Origin of the sequence: Embleya sp. NPDC127516 (genome assembly GCF_044765325.1) — a bacterium.
Lineage (GTDB): Bacteria > Actinomycetota > Actinomycetes > Streptomycetales > Streptomycetaceae > Embleya.
The window spans coordinates 43,995-70,691 of record NZ_JBIWJT010000035.1; the positions used below are offsets into that span (position 1 = coordinate 43,995).

The 26,697-nt window shown below is 71.0% G+C and carries 13 protein-coding genes; 5 read left to right on the plus strand and 8 right to left on the minus strand.

The annotated features are described in order from the left end of the window. Positions 1-161: 161 nt before the first annotated feature. The 6 genes from ACIRL2_RS42390 to ACIRL2_RS42415 form a co-directional block, all read right to left on the minus strand. Positions 162-1,439, minus strand: a complete 1,278-nt coding sequence (locus tag ACIRL2_RS42390; RefSeq protein ID WP_402239752.1) for a cytochrome P450 — start codon at positions 1,437-1,439, stop codon at positions 162-164. A gap of 116 nt (positions 1,440-1,555) precedes the next feature. Further along, the gene (locus ACIRL2_RS42395; protein WP_402239755.1) at positions 1,556-2,482 is read right to left on the minus strand and encodes an NAD(P)-dependent oxidoreductase; all 927 of its coding nucleotides are present in this window, start codon (positions 2,480-2,482) and stop codon (positions 1,556-1,558) included. Next, positions 2,472-2,915, minus strand: coding sequence for an ester cyclase (locus ACIRL2_RS42400; protein ID WP_402239758.1), 444 nt, complete (start codon positions 2,913-2,915; stop codon positions 2,472-2,474). The genes ACIRL2_RS42395 and ACIRL2_RS42400 overlap by 11 nt, the downstream gene beginning before the upstream one ends. Before the next feature lie 10 nt (positions 2,916-2,925). Continuing rightward, positions 2,926-4,380 (minus strand): FAD-dependent oxidoreductase, encoded by a 1,455-nt coding sequence (locus ACIRL2_RS42405; protein WP_402239760.1) that lies wholly within the window; start codon positions 4,378-4,380, stop codon positions 2,926-2,928. A 3-nt stretch (positions 4,381-4,383) separates the two neighbouring features. Continuing rightward, positions 4,384-10,746: an SDR family NAD(P)-dependent oxidoreductase gene (locus tag ACIRL2_RS42410; RefSeq protein ID WP_402239762.1), complete on the minus strand. Its 6,363-nt coding sequence runs from the start codon at positions 10,744-10,746 to the stop codon at positions 4,384-4,386. 20 nt (positions 10,747-10,766) lie between these two features. Then, entirely contained in the window at positions 10,767-11,141 is a 375-nt protein-coding gene (locus ACIRL2_RS42415; protein ID WP_402239763.1) for a DUF5988 family protein, read from the minus strand. 1,827 nt (positions 11,142-12,968) lie between these two features. Between ACIRL2_RS42415 and ACIRL2_RS42420 the strand changes: the two genes are divergently transcribed. The 5 genes from ACIRL2_RS42420 to ACIRL2_RS42440 all read left to right on the plus strand — a co-directional run bounded on the left by ACIRL2_RS42420 (position 12,969) and on the right by ACIRL2_RS42440 (position 17,377). Continuing rightward, the gene (locus tag ACIRL2_RS42420) at positions 12,969-13,193 is read left to right on the plus strand and encodes a hypothetical protein (protein WP_402239765.1); all 225 of its coding nucleotides are present in this window, start codon (positions 12,969-12,971) and stop codon (positions 13,191-13,193) included. Between the two features lie 396 nt (positions 13,194-13,589). After that, a complete protein-coding gene (locus tag ACIRL2_RS42425; RefSeq protein WP_402239767.1) occupies positions 13,590-13,817 on the plus strand; it encodes a hypothetical protein in 228 nt (75 codons plus the stop codon). A 64-nt stretch (positions 13,818-13,881) separates the two neighbouring features. After that, on the plus strand, positions 13,882-14,112 hold the full coding sequence (locus ACIRL2_RS42430; protein WP_402239770.1) for a zinc-binding dehydrogenase: 231 nt from the start codon (positions 13,882-13,884) through the stop codon (positions 14,110-14,112). Between the two features lie 328 nt (positions 14,113-14,440). After that, positions 14,441-15,721: a low temperature requirement protein A gene (locus ACIRL2_RS42435; protein ID WP_402239772.1), complete on the plus strand. Its 1,281-nt coding sequence runs from the start codon at positions 14,441-14,443 to the stop codon at positions 15,719-15,721. 246 nt (positions 15,722-15,967) lie between these two features. Next, positions 15,968-17,377, plus strand: coding sequence for a tol-pal system YbgF family protein (locus ACIRL2_RS42440; protein WP_402239775.1), 1,410 nt, complete (start codon positions 15,968-15,970; stop codon positions 17,375-17,377). A 506-nt stretch (positions 17,378-17,883) separates the two neighbouring features. Here the strand turns inward: ACIRL2_RS42440 and ACIRL2_RS42445 are convergent. Together ACIRL2_RS42445 and ACIRL2_RS42450 are read right to left on the minus strand one after the other, a co-directional pair. Continuing rightward, positions 17,884-20,166, minus strand: a complete 2,283-nt coding sequence (locus tag ACIRL2_RS42445; protein WP_402239776.1) for a TIGR03617 family F420-dependent LLM class oxidoreductase — start codon at positions 20,164-20,166, stop codon at positions 17,884-17,886. Further along, positions 20,163-26,591, minus strand: coding sequence for an acyltransferase domain-containing protein (locus ACIRL2_RS42450; RefSeq protein ID WP_402239778.1), 6,429 nt, complete (start codon positions 26,589-26,591; stop codon positions 20,163-20,165). The genes ACIRL2_RS42445 and ACIRL2_RS42450 overlap by 4 nt, the downstream gene beginning before the upstream one ends. Between the last annotated feature and the right edge of the window lie 106 nt (positions 26,592-26,697).

The window sequence follows — 26,697 nt, forward strand, 5'->3', positions numbered from 1 at the left end:
GTTTCCTTTCTTCTTCCGGGGATGCGGTGCGGTATCCGGTCGTCGTCTCGGTCGGGCCCGGAGCACCCGGAGGCTGCGGCATCCGGGTGCTCCGGCTCCGGAATTCCGGTGTCCGCTGTCCTTGGTCCTCGCTGCCGGCGGGGCCGTGCGGCCGGATCGGGTCAGTGGTTGCGGGTTGATGCCGCAGCGGGGTGTGCATTGCTCGCACCTGCCGTGCACGGCAGGTGGGTGAGGGCCCGGAGCAGGGGGCCGGTGCGCCAGTCGAGGGCGTCGGGAGCGGCGGCCAGTTCCAGGTTCGGGAAGTGCTCCAGGAGGGCGGGGATGGCGATCGTTGCCTCCAGGTGGGCCAGGGACCTTCCGGGGCAGCTGTGGATGCCGTGTCCGAACGCCAGGAGGTAGTCGGTGGGGCGGTGGATGTCGAAGGCGTCGGGGTTGGGGAATTGGCGGGGGTCGCGGTGGGCGCTGGCGATGACGATCTGCACCTGGCTGCCGTCCCCGGGGATGCTCGTGTGGCCGAGGGTGAGGTCTTCGCGGGCGAATCGGGGAAAGGGGCTGGGCGCCGGCGGTGTCAACCGCAGGGTTTCGTCGATGGCCTGGTCGACGAGGTCCGGATTCCGCCGCAGGAGGGCGAGTTGGTCGGGGTGGGTGAGGAGATGGAGGACGGCGTTGGAGAGGAGGCTGATGGTGGTCTCGTGTCCGGCGAGGAGTAACAGGAACGCGGTCGCGCGGAGTTCGTCGTGGGAGAGCAGGTCGCCGTCGGCGGTGCGCAGGAGGGCGTCGAAGAGTCCGCCGCCCGGGCATGCGCGCTTGTTGCCGATCAGTTGGTCGAAGTAGGGGATCAGATCCTGCCGGGCGCGGATGGCGTCCTCGGGGACGGCGGGGAAGCTGACGCGGTCGGCCCATTCGCGGATGCGTCCGTGGTCGAGTTCGGGGACTCCGAGAACGTCGCAGATCATGACGAGCGTGAGGGGGGCCGCGAACTCGTCGATCAGGTCGAACGGGTCCTGCGGGGAAAGGGCGCGGAGCAGGCGGGCGGTGTGTTCTTCGACCGTCGGGCGCAGGGTTTCGATGCGGCGAGGGGTGAATGCCTGGGTGGTGGGTTTGCGGAGCCGGGTGTGCTCGGGCGGGTCGGAGTTGAGCATGTTGCGGCCGTGGGGGAATTCGGTGGTGTCGGGGTCTCCGAGGTAGTGGGAACGCCATTCCGGTGTGGCGTGGACGGGGTTGCTCGACAAGGCGGGGTGGGCCAGTGCCGCCTTGGCCTCGGGGTAGCCCAGGACGAGCCAGGTCCGGGTGCCGTCGGGCTGGATGGCCCAGTGGACGGGTCCTTGCTCGAGGAGCGGGGCGTAGACGGTGTGGGGGGCGTGGATGAGCGCGTCGGCGTGAGGGCGAAGGTCCACGGTCGCGGGCTTGTCGGTGCCGAGTGGGCGGGAATCGTCCATCACAGGGTCTCCGTCGGTCTGTTCGGTTCGGGTGTCGGGGCTGTGGTTGTGCGATTCGGTGACGGTCCTCGCCGGCGGGCGGGGTCGGTCCTTTGCCGTGAGGGGCGTCGGCGCGCTCAGTCGTCGTCGGGACGGCCTGCGTCGGGTGGCGGCCCGTTGAGGAAGTCGAAGATTCCGCCGGTGCGCAGAGGAGGGGACCACTGGCGCGCGGTGCGCAGGAGTTCGGCCGCATGCGCGGTGGCGGGCATGGGGCAGTTGGCGCCGCGTGCCAGTTCCAAGGCGGCGTCGAGGTCCTTGAGCAGGTGGTCGCGCGAACCGAAGGAGGCGATGTTGCCCGGCGTCAGGAGTGGTTGGAAGACGTGCAGGAGCGGGGAGTCGGCGAAGCCGCCTTCGAGGTATTCGGGCAGGCGGGCCGGGTCGATGCCCGCGGCCGTGGCCAGGAGGGTGGCCTCGGCCAGGCCCCAGGAGGTGGCTGCCACGATGACTTGGTTGCACAGTTTCGCCGCCTGTCCGGCCCCGGTGGGGCCGACGAGGGAGCGTCGGCCCGCGTACGGGGCGAGGAGGGGTTCCACGCGTTCGAAGTCGTCTCGGCTGCCGCCGGCCAGGACGGTGAGAGCTCCGGCTGCGGCCCCCTGGGGGCCTCCCGAGACCGGCGCGTCGATCCAGTGCGCGCCGGTCTCGGCGGCCAGGCGGGCGGCGATGTCCCGGGTGCTGTCCGGGGAGATGCTGGAGTGGTCGACCACGATCTTGTCCGGTCCGGCGCCTTCCGCGAGTCCGCCGGGGCCGAAGGTCACTTCTCGAACGGCGTTTGCGTCGCTGACGCAGAGGATGGTTACGGTGGTCTCGCCCATGAGGGCCGCGGGATCGGCTGCTTCGCGTACTCCCTCGGCGGTCAGGCCGCTCGAGCGTCCCGGTGTCCTGTTCCATACGGTGTCCAGCCGTTTGGAGGCGGCCAGTCGCTGCGCGATGGCGGTGCCCAGGATGCCGAGGCCGATGAAGCCGACGGATGCCGCGGTGCGGGATGCGGGAGTCTCACTGGTCATGGGGCGCCTCGATCTGGCGGAGAACGCCGGCCCGGTCCCAGTGGGACCTTTCCCAGACGAATCGGGCCTGGTCGTCGAAGCGGAAGGCGCTCATGCCCTGCTTGGTGAAGCGGCTGCCCGGCTGCGAGTTCGGGCTGAGTTCGGCGAAGACGCCGCGGACCACCGCGGTCAGCTCCCACATGACGGCGGAGTGTCCGTCGCCTTCCAACTGCGCGAGGATGGTGATCTTCTGGTCGCCTATGGCCTGGAACCAGCGGATGGCCGCTTCACGGATGTCGTGGACCCCGCGGGTCACCATGCCCATGGCGACGTCTTCCGCCACCGCGTCCGGGGCCCAGCAGGAGGCGTACGCCTCCACGTCGCCGTCGGCGATCGAGGTGGCCCACTTGCGGTAGGTGTTCGCGTGTTCGTCGAATGCGTTTTGGTGCGACATGTCGGTCCTCTCAGTTCTTTACGGCAGGGTTGATGGCGGCGAGAAGCCGTTCGGCGCGGTGGAGGTCCTTCGCGGTTCCGCGTGCCGCGACGTATCCGTCGGGGCGGACCAGGAGGAACTCGGGGCGTCGACGGGGAACGTGGTGGTGGCCGACGAGGGGGGCGTGGCGCTCGGCCGCGGCGTCGGCGGCCTGGTGCAGGGGGTGGTCGGTGGGGCCGGAGGTGACCAGCAGGAGCCGGTCGGGCGTGCTGCCGGCGGGCGGTGTCGCCCAGTGGGGTGCCGGCAGTCCCGTGCCGCGGGATCCCGACGGGCAGCCCAGTGGTGTCGCGGGGAAGCGGATGCGCTGCCCCGCCACCCTGGCGGCATACCAGGCGAGGGCTCGGCGGCTTCTGTGCGCGATGTTGAGCACGGCGTTGCGCAGGCCGCTCCAGGGCGGCGGAGCGAGAGCGACGCGGGTCAGGACGCCGGTGGTCTTGATGATCTGTCGTGCCGCGGCGATGCGTTCGGGGCCGTAGGTGTCCAGGATCGCGTCGTCGAGCCTGCCGGTGATGACGCCGGCGAGCTTCCAGGCCAGGTTGCGGACGTCCTGCAGGCCCAGGTTCAGGCCCTGCCCGCCGACCGCGGAGTGGGTGTGGGCCGCGTCCCCCACGAGCAGGACGCGCCCGATCCTCATGCGCTCGACGACGCGCTCGGCCGAGCTGAAGGTGGTGAGCCCCTGGAAGCGGTCCATCCGCAGGCCTTCGGGGCCGCGGGTGTCCAGCATTTCCTGGATGAGGTGTTCGGTGGCTTCCTGGCCCTCGTGGGTGCTTCCGGAGACCCTGACGCAGCCGTCCGGAAGCGGAACGATGACCAGGCCCCCGCGCGAGGTGAAGTAGTAGGTCGGCGCGGTGGGCACGCAGTCGCCGTTGAGTCGGCCTTCGGCCAGCGCGAACCGGATGGGTAGGGCGTTGCCGGGGAAGGTGATGCCGAGCAGTTCGCGTACCGTGCTGTGTACTCCGTCGGCGCCGACGAGCCACTGCGTGCGCAGGTGTTCCTCCCGGCCCGCGTCGTCGCGTACGACGACTTCGATCGTGTCGCTCGTCTGGGTCAGGGCGATCAGCCGTCGTCCCCGTTCCACGGTGCCCCCCGCTTTGTCCACGGCTTGTTCGAGGAGGGCGTCCGTGCGGGCTTGGGGCAGGACGAGGGGGGACTGCTCGGGGGTCAGCGGGATGCGCGCGAGGCGGCCGTGGTCGCCGAAGTAGTCGAGGTGGTCGGGTCGGTGGGCGAGGGCGCGGGCCGCGTCCAGCACCTCCAGGTCGTCCAGGACCGCTTGGGCGGGGGGCCAGAGCATGATGGCCTTGGAGCCCTGGGACGGCGCGGAGGATGCTTCGAAGAGCCTCACCCGGATTCCGCGGCGCAGGAGTTGGGCCGCGGTGGCCAGGCCGCACGGGCCGGCGCCGACGATCACGACGTGGGCGGTGTCCATCGTTCAGTTCCCGCTTTCGATCGGGGGCAGGCGGTCGGTGAGGAGTTCGGCGAGGGCGGCGGGCGTGGGGTGCGTCCACAGGATCGAGGTGGGCAGTTCGACGTGGAACTCGTGGGCGATGTGGTTGCGGAGCTGGATCGCCAGGAGCGAGTCCAGTCCCAGCTCGACGAACGGGGTGTGGGCGTCGACGGTGTCCGGGGAACACCGCAGGACGGCCGCGGTGTGGTCCGCGATCCGCTCGTGCAGTAGTCGTGCGCGTCCGGCGGGGTCGGTGCAGGCGGCCCATTCGGTGAGGAACGTGCCGGTGTCCTCGGTGGCGTCGTCGGTGGCGGGCATCGCCGCGTAGTAGGCGAGGTGGGCCGCGTCCGGGTGCAGGCCCAGGCGCAGTTCGAGGTCGGGGGGCGCGTGGATGATGCGGGCGCGGGAGGAGCGGGTGAGGATCTTCTCCATCGCGTCGATGCCCTCGGCGGGGGTGATCAGGGTGTAGCCGAGGGATTCGAGGTGGACGGCGCGCCCGTGTTCGCCCCAGGGTCCCCAGACGATGCTGGTGGCGGGCAGGTCGTGGGCGCGCCGCCACGAGGTGAACTCGTCCAGCCACGAGTTCGCCGCGGCGTAGCAGGTCTGTCCGGGTTGGCCGATGACGGCGGCGACGGAGGTGAAGGAGATCCACCAGTCCGGGGGTGTGGTCCTGGTCGCCTCGTGGAGGTGCCAGGCTCCCAGGGCCTTGGAGTTCCAGACCCGTTCGAGTTGGGGGGTGTCGACGTTGTCGAGGATGGCGTCCTCGACGACGGCGGCGCCGTGGACGATGCCGCGCAGCGGGAGGCCGGTGGACTCGGCGGCGGTGACGAAGCGGGTGGCGGTCCGCGGGTCGGCGATGTCGCCGAGGACGACGATGACGCGCACGCCCTGGGTGGTGAGTTCCTCGATGACCTGTGTGGCGCGTTCGTTGGGTTCGGAGCGGCCGCCCAGGATGATGGCCTGTGCTCCTTGTCCTGCCAGCCAGGTCGCCACGTCCAGGCCCAGGCCTCCCAGGCCTCCGGTGATCAGGTAGCAGCTTCGGGGCTGGACGGGACGGACGTCCCGGGGGGTGACGGGCAGGTCGGTGCTTTGGTCGGTGGGCCAGGTGAGGCCGAGGTTGCCGATGTGGCGGGCGGCGGCCATGGTCTGGAAGACGGCGGATGCCTCGGATACGGGGGCGAGTTCCATCGGCAGGGGCGGGAGGGCTCCGGTGGTGTACTCGTGGGCGATCTCTTGGGTGAGGGTGCCGATGAGGTCGGGGGCCTTTTGCATGAGCAGCGCGATGTCCACGCTGCTGAAGGTGATGTTGCGGCGGAACGGGAGCAGCCCCAGGCGGGTGTTCTCGTAGATGTCGCGCTTGCCGATCTCGATGAACCTGCCTTCGCGGGCGAGGAGATCCAGGCCTGCGGCCTGGGCGGGGCCGGTGAGGGAGTTGAGGACGACGTCGACGCCTTGTCCGGCGGTGGCGTGGCGGACCTGCTCGGCGAAGTCGAGGCTGCGGGAGTCCATCACGTGGTGGACGCCGAGAGAGCGCAGGTATTCGCGTTTGGCTTCCGTTCCGGCGGTGGCCAGGACTTCCGCCCCCAGGAGACGAGCGACGTTGAGCGCGGCGAGTCCGACGCCGCCGGTCGCGGAGTGGATCAACACCCGGTCGCCTTCGCCGAGGTGCCCGAGGTGACGCAGCCCGTACCAGGACGTGAGGTAGGCGATCGGGAGGCCGGCGGCGTGGTCGAGGTCCTGCTGTCGGGCCAGGGGGATCGCCCAGTCGGCGCGCACGGTGGCGCGCGAACACATCAGTGTGCCGTCGTCGTTGGACCAGCACACGGGCACGGCGACCAGGTCTCCGACGGCGGGGTTTCGGACGTCGGGGCCGACTGCGGTGACGGTGCCGGCTCCGTCGAAGACCGCCGGTTGGGCGATGTCGGTGTCGGCGTGCAGTTGGTCGAAGGTGCCGACGGCCTTGAGGACGTTGACGAAGTTCAGGCTGGTGGAGTGCAGTTGGACCTGGATTTCTCCGGGGCCGGGCGGCTGGGGGGCGAGTGCTTCCAGGTGCAGGCCGTCGAGGGTCTTGGTCCGTCCGCGCAGCAGACTCGCGCCGTCGCGGGTCCAGTCGACGCTGCGTCGGATGCGGTCGTCGGTCCCGAGGGGGTTGTGCGTGAGGTGGGCGAGGTGGCGGGTGTGGTCGCGGTAGGCGATGTCGTCGTCGGTTTCGGGGCAGGCGAGGAGTTCTCGCGCGAGTTCCTGGGGGGTGGTTGCCTGGTCGACGTCGAGGTGGGTGGGGTGCAGGGCGGAGTGTTCCAGGGCCATGACGCGCAGCGCGCCGCGCAGGCCGGCTCCGGCGAGGTTGGGGGTGTCGTCGGGCAGGACGTGTTGGGTGTTGCGGGTGAGGGCCCACAGTCGCGGCGGCGGCTGGTCGTCGTCGCGGCCGATGACGGCTTGGGCCAGGCGGATCAGGTGCCGCACGTTGGTGCGGGCACGGGCCGCGGGACCGGGGGTGTCGTCGAGGGAGGGCAGGTACACCACGGCGTGTGCGGGTTCGTTCAGGTCGGCGATGGTGTCGGCGCTCATGGGGTGCAGGACCGCCTGGGCTCCGTGCGCCTGGAGGGCGGCCTTGACCTCGCGTGCCTCGGCTGTGCGGTCGGCCTCGTGGCACAGGTTCCACCATCCCGTGGCGGGCGTGTCGGATGTATCGGACGTGGCGGGTGGGAGGGGGGCTTCCTGCCAGGTCACGTCGAGGGTGCGGTGGTCGAAGACGTCTTCGGGGCTTTGCAGGGGCACGGTGACGCATCGGATGGAGTCGGCTTCGGCGAGGACGGTTCCGGCGGTGTCGGTCAGGACGCACCGGGCCGTGCAGGAGTGGTCGCCGCTGTCGGTGAGTTCGACGTGGCAGTGGGCCGCGGCTGTGGTGTCGCCCAGGACCCTGACCCGTCCCAGGCGGCGTGGGAGCAGCCCGCCGGGTGGAACGACACGGGAGGCCAGCCAGGTGCTGCCCACGGCTTGGAGACAGATGTCCAGGAGGATCGGGTGGAGGTGGAGGGAGCGTGTGCCGGCGTGGCCGGTCGGGGGCAGTGTCACGTCCGCCAGGGCGGTGGGGGTGGGCCGGTCGTGGAGCAGGCGCAGGCGTTCGATGCCGCAGAACGCCGGTCCGTGGGTGATGCCGCGGTCTTCCCTCATGCGTCGGTACAGCTCGGCCGGTTCGATGTCGGTGGCGGGCTCGGCCAGGAGAGCGGGGATGTCGACCGTCTCCGGCGGCGGGGCATCGGTGATGTGGTGCAGTTCCGCGTTCGCGTACGGCTTGGGGGTGCCGTCGGGGTCGGGGGCGGTCAGTTCCCACGCGGCCGTCGCGGGCCCGAGGGTCGTTGCGACCGCGGTCACCTCGCGTTCCTCGCCCAGGGGCAGCATGCGGTGAAGGTCCAGGTTGCGGACTTCGACGGTGTGCGGGTCGGCGGCGAACACGTCGCCGGCGCAGGCGATGGCCATCTCGGTGTAGGCGGCGCCGGGCAGGACGGGGACGTCGTTGACGCGGTGTTCGTCCAGCCACGGCAGGGTGGTGCGGGTGAGGGTCTTCTGCCACAGGTGGCGCCGGGTGTCGTCCGGGTCGGCCAGGTGGGGGCCGGTCAGGGGGTGGCCTCCGGTGGCGGCCGGTGGCGTCGCGTCGCGCAGGGGCGAGGGGTCGATGACGTGCCGGGTGCGTTCCCAGCTCATCCCGGGCACGTCGGCGAGTTCACCCGTTCCGTAGCGGGTGTGCCAGTCGACCGGGTGGCCCGTGCAGTGCAGGGAGGCGACCTGGACGAGGAAGTCGGTGGGGTCGTGGGTGTCGCGGTGGAGCGAGGCGAATACCTCGGCTCGATCCTGGCCCAGGGAATCGACGGTGGCGTGCACCGCGTGGGTCAGGACGGGGTGCGGACTGATCTCCAGGAAGCGTCGGTGGCCGTCCTCGACGGCGGCCCGGACCGCGGAGGCCAGGAGAACGGGGCGGCGCTGGTTGGCGGTCCAGTAGTCCGCGTCGAGCGGTACCTCGCCGCGAGCGTCGTCGTGGACGGTGGTGTAGAAACGGGCGGTCGGCGACTGCGGTGCGAGCGCGGTGAGGCCGGCACGCAACTCGTCCAGGATCGGGTCCATGTGGGCGGTGTGCGCGGCGATGTCGACGTTGACGAACGTCGCCGCGACGCCCTCCTTCTCCCAGGTGTGGACCATGGCCTCGACGGCGGCCGCGTCTCCCCCGATCACGGTCGTGTGCGGGGAGGCGACGACGGCGACGCTCACGCCCTCGACGTGGTTTCGGGCGATCGCGGCTTCGACGTCGGCGCGGGACAGTTCGACGGAGGCCATGCGGCCGATGCCGGCGGCGCGCAGGTTCAGCCGGGAGCGGTGGCAGATGACGCGGGTTCCCTCTTCCGGGGACAGGGCGCCGGCGACCACCGCCGCGGCCACCTCTCCCATGGAGTGCCCGATCACCGCGGCCGGCCGTACGCCGTGGTCCGCCCACATCGCGCACAGTGCGACCTGGATGGCGAAGAGGGTGGGCTGCACCCGGTCCATGCCCTCGACGAGTTCGGTGCCGGCCAGGATCCCGCGCAGGGAGAACCCGGACTCGGCCGCGACCAGTGGCTCGAGCCGGTCAATGACCCGGGTGAACGTGCGATCGTGGTCGAGCAGTTCGCGGCACATGCCGGCCCACTGGGAGCCGTGTCCGGAGAACAGGAACACCGTGTCGGTGTCGTCGGTGTCGGAGGTGGCGGTGCCCGTCGCCGTCGCGGTGTCGACGGTGCCGTCGGCGACCGCGGTGAGCCGGTCGACGAGTTCCTGCCGGGTGCGGGCGACGACGGCGGTGCGCTCACGCAGGTGGGAGCGTCGCAGGGCGAGGGTGTGGGCCACGTCCGCCAGGGGCACGTCGGCGCCGTCGCCGGTGAGCCATTCGGCGAGACGGCGGGCCGCGATGTCGACCGCGGGACGGGTGGCCGCCGAGAGAACGAACGCCATCGGCTCGGGGTCGGCGCTCTCGCGCCGCGCGGGGTCGGATCCGGGCGTGGCGTGCCGGGGGCGGCCCGGGGCCGGCGGGGGCTGCTCGACGATCAGGTGGACGTTGGCCCCGGTGACGCTGAGGGAGGAGACCGCGGCGAGGCGGGAGGTGTGTGCCTCGGGCCAGGGTGTGACTTCGGTGGGGACGAAGAACCGGGAGCCCGCGGGGTCGATCTCGGAATTCCATTGGTGGAAACGGAGGTTCGGCGGGATCTGCCCCCGGTTGACGGCGAGGAGCGCCTTGAGGAGTCCGGCGAGACCGGCCACCGGTTCGGTGTGCCCGATGTTCGTCTTGACCGATCCCAGAGCGCAGTTTCCGGTGCCGGCGCCGTAGGTCTGGGCGAGGGCGCGGAACTCCAGCGGGTCGCCCACTTCGGTGCCGGTTCCGTGCGCCTCCACCAGGCCGATGTCGGCGGGAGCGACATCCGCGGCGAGCAGGGCCTGGCGACACACGTCGATCTGCGCGTCGCTGGAGGGGGCGGTCAGGCGGGTGGAACGGCCGCCGTTCTGGTTGACCGCGGAACTGCGGATCACGCCCAGGATGCGGTCGCCGTCGCGAACGGCGTCGGATAACCGCTTGAGGACCAGGACGACACAGCCTTCCCCGCGTACGTAGCCGTCGGCGGCCTCGTCGAAGGAATTGCAGTGGCCGGTGGGTGAGAAGAACGACCAGCGCGCGGGGGGCACCGACTCCTCGGGGCCGAGGATGAGGACGCCGGCACCGGCGAACGCGATGTCGGCGTCCCCGTTCTTGAGCCCCTGGCAGGCGGAGTGCACGGCCACGAGCCCGGAGGAGCAGCCGGCTTCCACGGTCATCTGGGGGCCCTGCAGGTCGAGGAGGAACGCTATGCGGCCGGCGGCCATGGAGTGCAGGCTGCTGTTCATCGCGTAGGCGTCGATCTCCTCGAGCGGGCGCTGGGCGCGCAGGAGGTATTCCTTGTTGTAGATGCCGAAGTACGTTCCCACCGGCTTGCCCGCCAGGGATCGCGGCGGGATGCCCGCGTGCTCGGCCGCCACCCAGAACGTCTCGGCGAGGAGCCGGTGGTGGGGGTCGACCCAGTCGGCCTCGTGGGCGTTGATGCCGAAGAACGCCGGATCGTAGGCGTACACGTCCTCGTCCAGGAACGCGCCCCACTTCAGCCGGGCGGCAACCTCCGGCGGAAGCCCGGATATCTCCTCCTGCGTCCACCGCTCGTCGGGGACCTCCCGGACGGTGTCCCGCTTGTCGGCGAGGAGTTGCCAGAAGGAAGTCGGGGAGTCGACTCCCCCGGGCAGCCGACAACCGGCTCCGATCACTGCCAGGTGCTGTTCACTGGGCTGCTTCACCAGTGCTCCTTGAGGAATAGTTATTCGGCGATGGCCGTGGTGTACGACCACGCGTAGATCGGTACCGATACGCCGTCGACGGACTCGACCCGCCCGGTGGCGGTGAAGTGTTCGTTGTTTCCGCCGTGGGCGACGACGACCCGCTCGGTGTCGACGGTGATGCAGGCGGCCGCCTTGCGGACCCCTTCCAGGGCCGCGGGGCAATCGCGAAGGACAACCAACCTCGGGATGTTGCACATTGCGCCTCCCTGGGGCGTGTGGCTGCTCGGGCGCGCACGGGCACAGAGCGCGCTCGCGGTCGGTGGACGCCGCCGGCGCCTCTCCTCGACGGGCGCCGCGCGCAGGGCCTCGGAGGTGATGACCTTCTCCGCGAGGGTGTCGGTCCGCATGGTCATCACGTCCACCCTTCCGGGCAGTGGTTGCAACGGCCGACCGGGATCGGTCTGCGCACCAGGGCGCCTGTCCGGTACATCCGGGAAGGAACCCGGCCCGGCCGCGCGGGGAGTGAACGCGTTGAACGCTTGCGCGCTTGTGAACTACGCGGCTTCGTTTGCTCCGGAGCCGGCGGCCGGGCGGACACGGCTCAACACCCCGGGCGGGGGCGGAACGGCCGGCGCGTCGCGGTCGGCGGCCGCACATTCCGGCGGCACACCTGCGCGGCGTGCGCGCAGCGCGCGGCGGGGCCTTCAGGCCGGCGCCGTGGCCGTGCGGGTTCGCGCCGCTTTACCGACCGACGCCGAGACCGACCGCCCGATCGCCGCCCACCCGACCGACCGGCTGCCCGCTCGGGACCCGCACACCCGGGTCCGGAGCTGCCGGGGGCGAACGGGTGGAGGCCCAGGGCGTGTTGCGGCAACGCTCTGCCTCACGCGGGCAAGGCGCGGCCCGAGGTCGACGCTCGGGTCCCGGACGGGCGGAGAAGCGCTCCTACGTCTCGAACGAGAACACGTCGGCATACCCGGTGCGCAGCGCGTGCCGGGTTCGCCCGGTGTGTTCGCGGCGGGCGCCGCCGTGTTCGACGTTGATGCGCGTACACGGGGGCGGGACCTTCGATCTCGGCCGCCGCGGGTCGTTCTGCAGCGACCCAATGAGGACCGGGGGCACGGTGTCCGATTAAGCAACCGGGGCACCCGGGGCGATCGCGGTCTCGAGGGCGCCTGCCGGGCATGCCACCGGCGAGCATGCAATTCGTCGGATTCGGGGTGTCACGGCAAGGCGGTTGTCCGCCACGGCGAGGTCCGCGCACCAGCGGACTCGCGCCCGGCTCAGCGGCTCGGTCCCGGGGGCGTGCGGTCGGGAGGCCGGCGTTGGGATCGACGGGGCCGGCGGTCGGTGCGCGGGGATGCGCTCTCGCCCGGACGTTCGGGGTCCGGGCCTGCTCTACGCCTGCTGCGCAGGAAGGGGTCGGAGGCCGAGGAGGCCTCGGCGGGAGCGGACGGCCTGCGCGTCCCCCAGGGTTCGACCCGGGTGTTCCATCGCGGCGGGGTCGAGTCCGACGGGCGTTACCCTCCCGGGCGATGCCGTGCGGCCTCGACCGGCAACGCCCCGGGCCGGCGCTCGGCGCAGGTGCGAGGCGCACTCGGGGTCTCGGCCTCCGACGCGGGCACGTCGTCCGGCGGTCGGGGTGGGGCGGTTCGCGAGTCCCACCCGGCAAGGCATGCAAGTGACAGTGGATCCTCCATGAGGAAACCATACGATTGGTTGTGATTTGTGACGGCCGCGCCACGCCGGGCATGCCCGGTGGCCCGAAAGCGAACACCCCGTCGTGTGGGCCACGAACGGTTGGCGACGGACGGGCTCCGACGTCGGGCGGCAACCGGACCGGGAACGGACGCGGTTGCGTCACAACGACCGTTCACAAGCGCGCAAGCGTTCAACGCGTTCATTCCCCGCCCCGGCAACGGACGGTTCCCTCCGGGCGCACCGGACAGACCCCCGTGTGCGGTCCGGTCCAGGTCGCCCGTTGCGGTTGTCCCCTCGGAACGAGGCACTCGTGGCCGGCCCGGGGCACCACACACGAAGCGAGGAGAGGTGGGCATGTGCGGAGTGATCGTGCACACGCCCGGCGACGTCCGCACGGAGGACCGCCCCGATCCGAAGATCATCGAACCGACCGACGCTGTCGTCCGGCCGGCCGTGACCTGTGTCTGCGGTTCGGACCTGTGGTCCTACCGCAGGATCGAGTCCGTTGACCACGCACCCAGGGCCACGATTACGCAGGCGTGGCCGAGGAACTCGGCCCCGCGGTGGGGAGCGTCGAGGTCGGCGACTTCGTCGTCGGGTTGTTCGTCATCTTCGACAACACCTGCGAGATCTGCTGCTCGGGCCACCAATCCGGCTGCGTACAGGGGCAACTGGCGAGGCAGACGATCGGCATCCGGGCCGAGACGGCCCGCATCCCCACGGCACCCTTGTCGCCGCCCCAGCGCAGCCCGCCCCGGAGCTGATCCCCTCCTGGCCGTCCGCCTCCGACGTGCTGGGCGCCGGCTGGTATGCCGCCCATGCCGCCCACGCGGATCCCGGCAGGACCGTCACCGTCGGCGGTGACAGCGCGGTCGACCTGATGACCGTCCCGGTCCTGCCCCCCTTGGGGCATCACCTCGCCGTCACCCATCACGTCGGCCCCGAACGCCCTGTGACGCGGAGGGCCACCGTGAACCACCTCCATGGGAATAGTCCCCGGCGGAAAGGCCCCGACGAGTGGATCGTCTGGCCGGACGTCGCCGACCTCCACGCGATCTCGCAGGAGACCCTGGCCTCGTGGACGGCACCGGACGCCCCGACGCAGACCCTGGCCTGGGTCCACGCCCGTACCTGTGGCTCCTCGCCTTATCGTCGTGTCGGTGGCGACCCTGCTGGGCAGATCCCATGATCGTGCCGCGCTCATCGCCAAAGACCTGGCCTCGGTCCGCATGCGGGTCTTCGAGAACATCGCGGACACCCAACTCCCCGCGCTCGCCGAGCGATACGCCCTCGATCACGCCGAGCGCGACCGAATGGCCACCTGGGTCGACGGCGCACGGCCCTTCATGGCCGGGAACCAGGCATGGCATCTCACGGCAGCCCGCTAGGCTACGGACACACGGTTACGCACACCCGCAGCGGAGCGGCCGGTCGCCGGTCCACAGCGTTCGAGTGACCCGTGCCCGCCCCGGGGCTCGACCCGCCGGCACCGGCGCCGGCGGTTCGGCACACGCGTCCCCCGGCGGGCAGCACTACCTCGGCGAGGTGCTCGACATGGCGGCCAAGGGCAAGGTCAAGCCGATCACCGAGACGTTCCCCCTCGACCGGGCCACCGACGCGTACGACCGGCTCGTCTCCGGAAAGATGCGCTTCCGCGGCGTGTTCACACCGCAGAACAGCTGACCTCTCGCCACCGCGCGTGTGGGCGTGAAGGCGAGCGACGGCAAGGACCACCGTCGCGCCCGGTGCTCCCGGGGTGATCCCGGTGGGACCGGTCGTCCTACCGGTCCTCGCCGTCGCGAACCTCGGCCGGGCCTCGACGAACGAGTCGTACGCGGCCATGTGCACGGTTCGCCGTTCGCTCTCCACGATGTCCCGATCGAGCTTCGCGCCGGTGGCCGCTCGCGTCCGGCTCACCGGATCGGCGCGTTCTCGAGGTCCTCGGCGGTTGCGCGTGTGCGCCCGGTGCGGCGCGGGCCCGTGGAGGGGCGGTCTCGGAAACGATGGTGCCATGAATGCTCCCCAGCACACCGGCGACGCCGCCGAGCGCGCACGGCCGCGACGACTGACTCCCATGACCGGTCGCGACCCACAGGAACACGGGCGGGTCTCCTCACCGCTGGAACTCCTGTTCGACCTCACCTTCGTGGTCGCCGTCGGCACCGCCGCATCCCAGTACGCCGAGATGCTCGCCGAACGACACGCCGCGCAGGCGGTCGCCGCATTCGTGATGGCGATGTTCGCGATCAGCGTCGCCTGGATCAGTTTCAGCTGGTTCGCCTCCGCCTTCGCTACCGACGACTGGCTCTACCGGGCACTGACGATGGTGCAGATGATCGGGGTCGTCGTCTTCTCCCTCGGCCTGCCCGCGATGTTCCACTCGGTCGACGAGGGCGGACACCTCGAACTGCGCGTCATGGTGCTGGGCTACGTCGTGATGCGGTTCGCGATGGTGCTGCAGTGGTGGCGCGTCACCCGGGAGTCCTCCTCGTTCAGGGCCGTGGGCATGGCGAACATCCGCTGGACCGTGATCGTCCAACTCGGCTGGATCGTGGTGGCCTTCGCCCCGCTGCCGCTCGCCGCCGTCTTCGCCGCGTTCGTCGTGCTCGGGACGCTGGAGCTCGCGCTGCCGGTGCTCACCCAGGGCAGCGCGGGAGGGACCCCGTGGCATCCCCACCACGTGACCGAACGGTACGGGTTGCTCGCGATCATCGTTCTGGGCGAGGGCGTCGTCGGCACCGTCGCCTCCTCCGGCGAACTCCTCGGCGGAGCCGACGGAACACACTGGAGCGGGAACGCGATCGCCGTCGTGATCGCCGGCGTCGGACTGACCTTCGGCATGTGGTGGGTGTACTTCGCCACGCCCTTCGGTGACATCCTCGTGCTCCGCCGCAACCGCGGATACCTCTTCGGCTACGGACACATCCCCCTGTTCATCGGGATCGCCGGCGCCGGCGCAGGGCTGCACGTGGCCGGCCTCTTCCTGGAACACCACTCGGAACTCGGTGACGTCACCGTCGTCCTGGCCCTGGCGGTCCCCGTCGGCCTCTACCTGGCCATGGTCTACCTCCTGCACACCCTGCTGCTGTCCTCGACGGACCGGTTCCATCTGCTTCTGATCGCCCTCACGCTTCTCGTGCTCCTGGCGGCCGTCCTGCTCTCCATGGCCGGCGTCGCGATCGCGGTGTGCCTGCTCGTCGTCATGCTCGCCCCCTTCGTCACCGTGCTCGGATACGAGACCATCGGCCACCGCCATCAGCAACGGATGCTGGAGAAACTCGCGACACCGTAGGTGGTGGGCCGACTCGACCGACCCCGGGCCGCCGCAGGCGTCCGACGCGCGACGGGCACCGAGACCGGGCACAGGCCGGCGGGAACGGCGACGCAAAGTCGGCAACCGGCCCCACGCCCGCCGCGCCACGCAAAGACGTCCGAACCTTCCCGTCCCGCATCGCCCAGGCGGTGACGACCATTGCGCCCGCAACACGCCAGTGGAACACTTCGGTCAAACCGGATACCGGCGTCCCCGGGGGTGGGCATGTCGAACCGCGAGCCCAACGTACGTCTCGCCGCGCTGCTGACCGAGGCCAACTGGAGCGCCGCAACCCTCGCCCACCAGGTCAACACGGCGGGCGCCGCGCACGGAGTGACCCTGACATACAACCGCTCGACCGTCGCGCACTGGCTCGGCGGATCCAGACCACGCCACCCGGTCCCCGCCCTGGTCGCCTCCGTCCTCAGCCGACGCTGCGGCCGACTGATCACACCACAGGAGACCGGCCTCGTGCCCACACCCGCACACGCCCCGCTGATGGCGGACCGGGCGCGCGGGCCGGGCGCGACCGCGCGCCTGACCGACCTGTGTCGCGCCGACGTCGACCCCGCCCGCCGCGCCGAGACCGCCCGAGCCGTCTTCAGCCCCACCGATCCCCACCGGCCGACCCGGGAACACCCCGGACCGGCGGCCCGCCCGAAGCCGTTCGTCCGGCTCGATTCCGGGCGCAGGGCCACGTCCGCCGATTCCCGCACCACACGCGAGATGACACAGTCGTTCGCCGACCTCGCCGCCCGCCACGGCGGCCGACGGGTCCGAACCTGGCTGGGCCTCTACCTTGCCGAGGACGCCGGCCACCTGCCCGACGCCTCCTCGTCGAACGACCTACGCAGACAACTGCTCGTCGACGTCGCACAACTGGCCCACCTGCTCGCCGACATGACGGCCGACTCCGGCCATCCCGGGCTCGCCCGCAAGTACTTCGAGGCCTCCCTCGACCTCGCCGACGAAGCCGGGAACGACCGCATGCACGCCATCACCCTGCGCGCCATGAGCGTCCAGGCCATGCGCCTGGGACACCACGACCACGCCTTCGAACTGGCCGACGCGGCAGTGACCCGAGCCGGCTCCGCCAGCGACCACCCCGTCATGGCGTTCCTGCTCACCCAACGCGCACACACCGCAGCCATCACCGGACGAGCACGGCCCGCCCGAACGGACCTGGCCGCGGCCGAACGCCACCACAACCGCTCCCAGGCCGCCCCGCCCGGCGCGTTCACCACCTACACCCCCGCAGCGCTCCACTTCCGCACCGGACAAACATTCCGAGCCCTCCGTGACCCCGCCAACGCCCTCACCTCGCTCCAGGCCGCACGCCATCGCACCCCGCCCAGCCGACGAGCCACCGCACTCACCGAGGCAACCGTCGCCGAAACCCTCGCCGACATGGGACACCTGGAAGCCGCCTGCACCCACTGGAACCTCTTCCTCGACCTGTACCCCCACCTGGCCTCCACCGAGGTCGAGCACGCCCGCACCCGCATGCGCCAAACACTGCGCCGCTTCCCGCGTCAGCAGCACTCGACCCCACTGCGCAGACGCGACCGCGCCCTGAGCGCCCTCACGACGGCCCCCGACCCGCGAACCCCGCCGATCCCGACATCCGAGCCCTGACCGACCCCGGCCCGAGCCCCCCGGCCCGGTCGAAGCAGGCCACCCCCACGCCACCGACGAAGGCGGGCCGGGCCCTCGGCGCCCTCCAGAACACGAACGACTCCACCACGGACTCGGCAACCTCGCCCCCACCCTTGCGGGCAGCACCCCGCTGCCCGCCCGGCCCGTTCACCACATTCCTTCCGGAGCTACCATTACCGAGCCCGTCTCCCCCGTCGGCAACGAGGGGACCTCGCCAGTCCCGCTCCGGCCCGGCCGTAGCCGACGGCAGTGGTACCGCTCTGACGAGCCAGCCGCTTCGCGCGGTGGATCGACCGGTCAAACGCTCCGATCTTCACGCCGCCAGGCGTCACGGGAGGGACAGGAGGACTCTTTGAAGATCTAAAGTTGGGGCAGTAGTCCAGGGCCTGCTCAGCCGCCCACATCGCGCTGGGGCGGGCGGCCAGCTGTGGCTGTGCCGGCACCGGCGGTCGCGAACCGTCCGTAACGGTGCGGACGAGCAGCGGTCAGGGGCTGGAGAGTTGTGGGTCTGCGGCAGACAGTCCCAGCGTCTGAGGGCACCACAGGTCTCCGTCGCCACTGTGCGGGGCGGGAAGCAGGAGTCGGTCCGCGCTTCCGCCGTAGCGGGCGCGCAGCTGGGCGCCCATCTGCTGTGGGTCCTCGGCGACGGTGGCGAACGTTTGGAGCGTGTCGTCGTCAACGAGGTCGGCCATGCGCCGGTAGCTAGAGGGGTCGGAGGTCACGGCGATCTGCGCGATGGCGTCCGAGACCCTCCCCAATTGGTACAGCTCGAAGACGGAGCGGTAGGCGCGGGTGCCGCAGAAGAACGCGATGAGGGTCCGGGCTCGTTTTGCCGTCATCTGCCGTTCCGCTGCGTTGCGTCCGGTGACGAGCAGCGGGGGGCACACCACCTCGATGTCGGTACGGTCACGTCCGGCCTTCTCCAGGCCACGTTCGAGGGCGGGCAGGAGAACGCGAGTGAAGAGCAGGGGGGGTGCGTAGGGCGGCGCGATGAGTCCGTCGGCAAGCTCTCCGGTCAGCTCGGCCATACGGGGCCCGGTCGCGGTGAGGAATACGCGTGGCGGCCCGTAAGGGCAGGGCGGTGGCGTGAAGAAGGGGCTGTCCAAGGCGTGCTTGTAGTGCCGTCCGCGGAACTCCAGTGGTTGGCCCGTGTTCCAGCTGCTCCAGATGTGCCGAAGTGCCTGGATGAATTCACGCATGCGGGACAGGCGCTGGTCGGCGGGCATGGAATAGCGGTAGAGCAGATTCGCCTTGAGCTGCGGCGCGATGCCGAGGATCAGCTGGCCTCGCGAGAGGTGCTGGAGGTCGTGCGTCGCGTGGGCGAGGGTCATGGGGTTTCGGGCGAGGGCGACCACGGCTGCGGTTCCCAGAGGGAGGGTCGTGTGGTCCGCCGCCCGGGCGAGGGCGAGCAGGGGATTGTGTTGTTGTTCCTGGACCCAAAACCCGCCGTATCCGGCCAACTCGCACGCCGCGGCTGCGGCCACGGGATCGGGGATGTGGCCGTTGTGCGCGAAGCAGACCGGAGCAGCTAGGCCGTCGATCCGCACGGGCGGGGGCTCGGCCGAGGGCAACGGCGCGTTTTGGTTCGCTGTCCGTGCAGATTGGGCGTGGTGTCCGCGTACGGCGGGGCGGGCCCTCGGCGTCGGCAGCGAGAACGCCGCGATCAGCCGGTCGAAGTACTGGGGTGTCCAGGAAGTCGGAGTGACCCCGGCGTTGGTGAGTGCCTGCCAGGTGGCGTCGCAGCGGATGTGGGGGGCCGCTGCCTGCTCAGTACTGGGGAGCATGGGTTGGCTGATGTCGCGCATGGCGGCCATGGGGCGGATGTACGGGTCGTGTACGTGGTCCTCGACGAGTTTCCACCATGACTCCACCGGCACGTCTTCCAGGCGGTGGCCTGCTCGGCGCAGCGCCTGGAAGAGGTCGTCCATCCGCAGGGGCTCAGGTTCGATGATGTGGAAGACGCCTGTGTCAGGGTCCGGTCGGGGCATCAGCCGCGTGATGCAACGGGCGACGGCGTCGACGCACTGGCCGGGTACCCACAACTCTCCGGCCGGCGCGGCGCCGAGGGCCGTGACGGCTGTGAGGAGTGGGGCCAGGGGGTCGGTGGCCGTCGTCCGCCCGGTTTCCGAGTGCCCGGTGATGGCTCCGGGACGGTAGACGGTGACCGGTAGTCCGTCGGTGGTGGCTGCGGCGCGGAGTGCGGCCTCGGCTTCTCTCTTGGTGCGGGGATAGCCTTGGGGGCCGCTGGTGGCCGAGGAGAGGGGTGTGTTCTCGTCGACTGTGTCCCAGCCGGCGGTTCGCGCGTGGAGGAGGGTGGCGAGGGTGGAGACGTGGTGCAGGTGCGGTGGCAGGCCGGTGAGCGCGGCGCGGCGCCGGGCCAGGGCGATGACGTGGTGGACCGTAACCAGGTTGGCGGGTGCGAGGTCGTCGTAGTCGGCGGCCAGGTTGACGGTGGCCGCAGCGTGCAGGATGGTGTCGACCGTCTGGGCCAGGGCGTCGAACTCCGATGCCGGGAGGCCGAATGCGGGTTTGCTCAGGTCTCCCGGGACGGCGTGCAGACGGGGGTCGTCGAGCGCGTGGGGTGTGCCCAGTTCGCTCAGGCGCTGTTGGAGGCGGCGCCGGGCGCCGTCGGCGTCATGTGCTCGGATTAGGCAGTACACGCTCGCGGCTGTGGTGTGCAGCAGCTCGCGGCACAGATAGCCGCCGAGGCTCCCGGTCGCGCCGGTCAGGAGGACGGCGGTGACCGTGGGGGTTTGCGCCGTGTTCATGAGATGTCGGCTGTCGTGCTGGAGGTCAGTTCCGCGGCAAGGCTGCGCAGGCTCCGGGCCCTGATGATGCGCGAGACCGTCACGTCGTGTCCGCGCTCGCTGCGCAGGCGGGTGGTGACTTCGGCTGCCAGGAGCGAGTCGAGGCCGAGTCGGTTGAGGGGGCGGGTGGGATCGACGTCGCCGACTGGCGACCCTAGGACTCGCGCGACTTCGGCGACCAGCCACGATTCCAGCGCAGCGGAGGTCGCTGTCGCCGGGCAGGGTGTTTCGTCCGGCGGAGCCGCAGCTTTCTCTGTCCGTGACTGCGGCTCCGGTGGTGCAGGGGCGGTCAGAACGGGAGCAGGAGCGGCTCGTCGTTGCGCCGCTGGCACCGGCCGCCGAGCTTCTTCGGCAGTTTGTGATATTGGGGCTGTTTGAGCGGGGCGCGGCGGCTGCGGCGAGGGGACGGAACGCTCGGACGCGGGAGTCGCCGCGGGCACATTGCCGCCGGTAGCGAGGAGTTCGCGCAGGATGGGCGCACCGGCGTCCTGCGGCGCGGCCTGCGCGTAGGCGGGCCAGTCCGTCGGCATGCAGCAGACGGGCTCTTGGCTCGCGAGGACTGCGGGGAACAACTCGGCGGCGTCGGCGGGGCGCAGCGGGTGGATTCCCTCGGGGCAGACGCTGCGGTCACTGCGTTCGCTGATCCGGTGAGCCATGCCCGTCTGATCCCAGTAACCCCAATGCACGATGGTGGCGGGCAGTCCGGCCGCGCGCCGGTGTGCCGCGAGCGCGTCCTGGAAGGCGTTGGCGGCGGCGTAGGCGGCCAGTTGACCGCCCAGGCGCAGCCCGCTCAGCAGGGAGACCGCAGAGGAGAACAGGAGCAGGAAGTCCAGATCCTTGCCGGGGAAGAGGCGGTGCAGGGTCCAGCCTCCGGCGACCTTGGGATGCATGGTCTGATCGATGATCGCGTCGGTCATGTCGACGAGCGGGGTGGGTTCCAGTGCCAGGGCGCTGTGTACCACACCGGCCACTGCGGGGAGTTGTTGCCGCCGGCGTTCACGCAGCAGCTTGCGCATGGCGCTTTCGTCGGCCACGTCCACGGGCGCGTAGGTCACTTGGCACTGCGAGTGTGTGGAGAGCCGGGCAAGCCTTTGGGCGCGCTCGTCACCGTGCGGATCGGCGGTGACGTGGCTGCGGCCGGTGAGCAGCAAGTGTCGTGCGCCCTGGTCGAGGAGCCAGTCGGTGAAGAGGCCGCCGATGCCGCCGAGACCACCGACGACGAGGTAGGTGGCGTCCGGGCGCACCCGGACCTGGGGCGGTGCGCTCAGGGTGGGGCTTGGGCTGTGGGGAAAGGCGAGGGCGAGTTTGCCGGTGTGGCCTGCTCGTGCCATCAGGCTCATGGCCTCGCCCGCCTTCTCCGCGGGGAAGACCCGGGTGCGGGGTGGCGCGAGTTCGCCTCGGGCGAGCAGGTCGGTGACGGTGCGGAGGGTGACGCCCAGGGCTACCGGGTCGTGGTGGCGCAGAGCGACCAGGTCCATGGGGAGGAAGGCGCGGCCGGGCAGGAGCAGGCTCAGGGGCAGCGCTCGTTCCTCGTGCATTTCGTTGCGTGCCGTTTCCACGTACCTGCCGATGGGGGTGAGCAGGGAGAAGTTCGCCTCTCGTGCTTCGGAGCCCTTGAGGGTGTTGAGGACGACGTCCACCGGAGCCTTACCGGGTTCGGCCAGCTGCCGGGCGAAGTCCGCCGAGCGGGAGTCGGCGACCCGGGCCGCTCCCAGCTGCAGAAGGAGGTTTCGCTTGGATTCGGTGCCGGCCGTGGCGTAGACAGTGGCTCCGCGCCGGCGGGCGATGTCCAGTGCGGCCATGCCCATGCCGCCCGTCGCGGAATGGATCAGGACGGTCTCGCCAGGTTGGAGTTGTGCCATGTCGATGAGTCCGCGGTAGGCGGAGACGTGGGCGACGGGCACGCCGGCGGCCTGGGCGGGGGTCAGGTTGTGCGGCCGGTGGGCGGCGCAGGCGGCGGGCGTCACGGTGTACGAGGCAGGCGGGGTGAACGTGTAGGCCAGAACGTCGTCGCCGACCGAGAAGTCGGTGACGCCCGCGCCTACCCGGACCACTGTTCCGGCGCACTCGCATGCGATGAGGTTGTCTTCTTCTCCGGCGGACGATCCGGTCACCCGGAGGACATCGTGGTAGTTCAGGCCGATACAGGAGACCTGTATGGCGATTTCCCCGTGACCCGGGGGCGGGCAGTCGGGAAGGGGCGCGAGGTGGATGCCTCCGATACCGCCCGTGGTTCGCAGGCACACAGCGCCCACTTGGGGCCCGCCCGGCTCGGCGGGTGTCAGACGTGGCGCGTAGGCGTGTTCGCCGCGCAATGCCAGCCGATCCTCTTCGCCGGAAGCCGACAGCAGGGGGACCAGGAGGTGTGCTTCGGCGGTCGGATCCGCGGTGTCGTCGAGGTCGAGCAGGACCGTGGCGCATTGCGGCATCTCCAGGCGGATGGTCTGGGAGAAGGCCCAGAGGCCTGCCTGCCATGGAGCGGGCACGCGATCACCGTCCCGTACGGCCTGTGCACCACGGGTGAGGACGCATAGGTCCGGTGTGGTAGTCAGTCCTGCCTTCTCCAGAGCGCGGGCCAGGGGTAGGAGCCCGGAACACAGATCGGTCGTGGTCCACTGGACTTCGCGGGGTGAGGCGTCGGCGGCCCGGGTGGGGCTGTCCAGGGCGCCGAAGTACAGGATGTGCGTCAGGGGTGCGTGCTTGGACACCTCCGCCAGTACCCTGGCAAGATCGTCCTCCGCGGTGGGGTCTGCGCGGAATTCTCCGGGGCCGACGCGGTGGAACCGCTTCCCGGCCCGCAGGGCGTGGACCGTGCAGCCGGTGGCGAGCAGTACTTGGCGCGCTGCTGCTTCCAGGGGGCCGCCGGGCCCCACCAGCAGCCAGTTGCCCGGGCGGGCGGCGCCGGGTGGGTCGAGAGGACGCCAGCGCAGCGCGAACATGCCCTCCGCGGCAGTGTGCAGGGGAGCTGTGGCGGAGGTGTACGCCTCCTCGACCGGCGGTTCCATGGTGGCCGTGGGTTGCAGCCTTCGGCCCCGTACACCGTGGACCTCGGCCAGCACCCTGCCGTCCGCGTCCATCACAGTCAGGGCGGCGGACAGCTCGCCGTCCGCCGCTGTCGGCAACTGCCGCGCGTGGACCCACAGTTCGTCGACGTCCAGGTCAGCGTGTAGGTGCACGCGGTCCACGCCCAGCAGAACGAAGCCGCGCCCGGCTCCGGTGGTGTCCTGCGTCGTGGTGAGGGCGGCCTGAAGGCAGCCGTCGAGGACGCCGGGGTGGACGCGGTAACCGCCTCGAGCGGTGGGCCGCAGCTTTACCAGGCTCTCCTGCTGCCCGTGGAAGATCTCCGCCATGCAGTGGAAAGGGCCCTGCCAGTCGTTTCCTTCCGGCGCCCGTGCACGGTAGAAGTGTTCACCGGCCTGCCATGTGGTGCAGCGTTGACGGAGCACGTCGAGGGACGGGACCGGGGACGGCGGAGCCGGCTTGGCCTTCGTACGCCGCATCGTGGCGTGCACGCGCCACGGGCCGTCGGGCGTTGAGCGGGTGGCCACTTCGATCCGGCTGCCGTCCTCGCCCAGCGCCTCGACGCGGCATTGCAGGTCCCAGGCGCCGTCGTCGTCGAGCAGCAGCAACTCCCGTAGGTCAACGTCGCTCAGACCGCTGCCGGGGTCCATCTCGTGGGCCGCTGTCAAGGCCAGTTCGGCGTAGAAGGCGGCCGGCGCCACGGGACGGTCGCCGACGCGGTGACCCAGAAGGAAGGCGTGGCGCTCACGGTCCAGACGCCCACTCCAGCGCCGGCGCCCCTCGAGGGTGGTTTCCCGGTCTTCGAGCACGGGATGGCTGTCGGTGATGGAGCTGGTCGCGGGGGGTGTTCCCGTGGGTGTGGGTGTCATGGAGGCCTCCATGGGGTCCGCGCCCAGCGCGGGCCAGGGGAAGTCGGCGGACTGGTGCCAGTAGCGGCTGCGCTGCCACGGATAGTGGGGCAGGTCCACATGGAGCGTGGGTTTGCCCAGTACCCGACTCCAGTCGGGGTCGCAGCCTGCGACATAGAGCGCCCCCAGCGAACGATGGAGGGTGGTCAGTTCGTCGTGGTCGCGGCGCAGCGACGGCAGGCTCTGGGCGCCCTCGCCTGTCAGGGCCGCGGTCAGGACGGGATGCGGTGACACCTGGAGGAAGAGGGTGGGCCGGCCGTCGTCCAGCACGGAGCGTACTGCCGGTTCCAGGCGGACCGGTTCGCGCAGGTTCCGCCACCAGTACGCAGCGTCCAGTCGCTCTCCGGGCAGTGGTGTCGCGGTGACGGTCGACAGCAGGGGCACCTGGGCCGTCTGCGGCCGCAGGGAGGCCAGCTGTTCCAGCAGCGGTTTCTCCACGGGGTCGACGCTCGGGCTGTGGGCGGCGTACGTGACGGGGATCGGCAGACAGGAGATCCCGCGCTCTTCGCAGGATTCGACGATGCGGTCGATGTCCTGCGGCGTACCCGCCACGACACTGGACGTGCGACTTTCCTGGACGGCGAGTTCCGCACGCGCCCCGAGGCTGCGCAGGAGTCCGGGAAGTTTGTGGTGTGACAGCCCGATCCAGCACAGCGCGCCCGGCAGAGCGAGATCGTCGATGAGCCGCGCCCGGATGCAGCTGACGCGGCCCGCTTCCTCCAGGGTGAGCGCGCCGGCGACCTGCGCGGCGGCGATCTCACCCTGGCTGTGTCCCATGACCAAATCCGGCTCGATCCCCCAGGAGCGCCACAGGGCGGCGAGCGAAACCCCCATTGCCCACAGGGCGGGTTGGATTCGCGAGGTGCGGCGCAGCCAGCCGTCGTCGCGGGTCGTCAGCGCCTCGAGCAACGACCAGCCACCGTGGCGGCGGATCACCGCGTCGCACTGCTGCAGCGTCTCGGCGAATTCGCCGTCCGCGGCGAGGAGACTCTTCCCCATGTCCGCCCACTGCGCCCCTTGGCCGGGGAAGACGAACACCAGCCGAGGATGTGACCAGCAGCCCTCCGCCGAGACGGACACTTGCGGGCTCTCCCCGCCGCCGAGGTGCCGGTGCAGCGCCTCGCTCGTGTCTTTGGAGTTGCGGGCCGTGACGGCCAACCGGTACTCGTAGTGATCGCGGTAGGCCGCGGCGGCCGCGCAGACCTCGGCCAGGGGCGGGGCATCCGGGGCGGCCAGCAGCTCCGCGTAGGAGCGCGTGAGGGAGTCCAGTGCGGCGCGGGAGCGGGCGGACAGGGCCAGCACCGCCGAAGCCCCGCGGGCCTCGCGGCCGGGTGTCGGACGGTGGCGTGGCGGCGGCGTCGACAGTACGAGGTGCGCGCCCGTGCCGGAGGCGCCGAAGGAGGTGACGCCGGCCAGCAGGCGCGCGCCCCCTCCCTTCAGTTCTACCGAGTGGCGTGGCATCTCGAACGGCGCGCTGTCCCAGTCGATGTCCGGGCGGGGCGCGGTGAAGTACGGGTTGCCGGGGACGGTGCCCTGTTCCAGGCACAGCACAGTCTTGATCAGTGCGACCACTCCGGCGGCGCCCTCGGTGTGGCCCACGCTTGTCTTCGCGGAGCCGAGCAGGCACCGGGGCCTGCCGTTTTCCCGCGGCCCGAGGACGCGCGCCAGGGCGGTCAGCTCCGCGGGATCGCCGGCGGCGGTTCCCGGGCCGTGCGCCTCCACGTACATCACGTCGCGCGGGTCGACGCCCGACGCCCGGTATGCGGCCCGCAGGATCTCCTCTTGGCCGGCGGCGGTGGGCGCGATCATGCCCTGTCCTGTGAAGCCACTGTTGCCCACGGCTCCGCCCAGGATCACCGCGCGCACCCGGTCGCCGTCGGTGAGTGCCTGACGAAGTGGCTTGAGCAGCACCATTCCGGCCGCTTCCGCCTGAACATAGCCGTCGGCGAAGGCGTCCCCGAACTTGCACCGCCCGTCCGCTCCCAGTGCTCCGGCCTGAGCCAGGGAAAGCGACGCGTACGGTGCGAGCAGGAAGAGTTCACGCAGACGCAGTCCGTCCGCGATGCAGTGGGAGATCTTCAGGAGGTAGGCGCACGTGCCGTCCTCCAGGCCTTCCACGAGGTAGCTCTCCCATGGCGGTCTGCCGGGGACGAACGGCGATTGGGTCAATGCCTCGGCCAGGGTCAGCAGGTCGTGGCGTGTGCCGCGGCCGGGGACCGAGACCCGGTGGACGTGGCGCGCGGGGTTGAAGTGCGGCGCGGGTTCCCAGCGCGGGTGTGCCCACCGGGTGCGCGGGGCGTGCACGCGCGAGGCCATGCGGGGGATCATCTCGGCTGCGCGGTGATGCCAGGCCAGGAGGCTGTTGTGGTCGACGATGCCGTCCAGGACGACCAGGATGACGATATCCGGACGCACGGCGGTCTCCAGGCGCCACACCAGGTGGTCTTTGGCGTTCATTCGGTCCGTGACGGCCGCTTGGGGGCGAGGGGTTCGAGTCACGGTGCGTCCTGTCTTTCGAGGGTGGCTGCCCTGGTTGTTCGTGAGATCCCTGCGTCGCGGGGCG

Excerpts from the sequence above, each read along its gene's own strand:
- ACIRL2_RS42405 (WP_402239760.1), bottom strand. The coding sequence starts at position 4,380 with ATGGACACCGCCCACGTCGTGATCGTCGGCGCCGGCCCGTGCGGCCTG.
- ACIRL2_RS42390 (WP_402239752.1), bottom strand. The coding sequence starts at position 1,439 with ATGGACGATTCCCGCCCACTCGGCACCGACAAGCCCGCGACCGTGGAC.
- ACIRL2_RS42400 (WP_402239758.1), bottom strand. The coding sequence starts at position 2,915 with ATGTCGCACCAAAACGCATTCGACGAACACGCGAACACCTACCGCAAG.
- ACIRL2_RS42415 (WP_402239763.1), bottom strand. The coding sequence starts at position 11,141 with ATGACCATGCGGACCGACACCCTCGCGGAGAAGGTCATCACCTCCGAG.
- ACIRL2_RS42440 (WP_402239775.1), top strand. The coding sequence starts at position 15,968 with ATGTCGAACCGCGAGCCCAACGTACGTCTCGCCGCGCTGCTGACCGAG.
- ACIRL2_RS42450 (WP_402239778.1), bottom strand. The coding sequence starts at position 26,591 with ATGAACGCCAAAGACCACCTGGTGTGGCGCCTGGAGACCGCCGTGCGT.
- ACIRL2_RS42445 (WP_402239776.1), bottom strand. The coding sequence starts at position 20,166 with ATGAACACGGCGCAAACCCCCACGGTCACCGCCGTCCTCCTGACCGGC.
- ACIRL2_RS42435 (WP_402239772.1), top strand. The coding sequence starts at position 14,441 with ATGAATGCTCCCCAGCACACCGGCGACGCCGCCGAGCGCGCACGGCCG.
- ACIRL2_RS42395 (WP_402239755.1), bottom strand. The coding sequence starts at position 2,482 with ATGACCAGTGAGACTCCCGCATCCCGCACCGCGGCATCCGTCGGCTTC.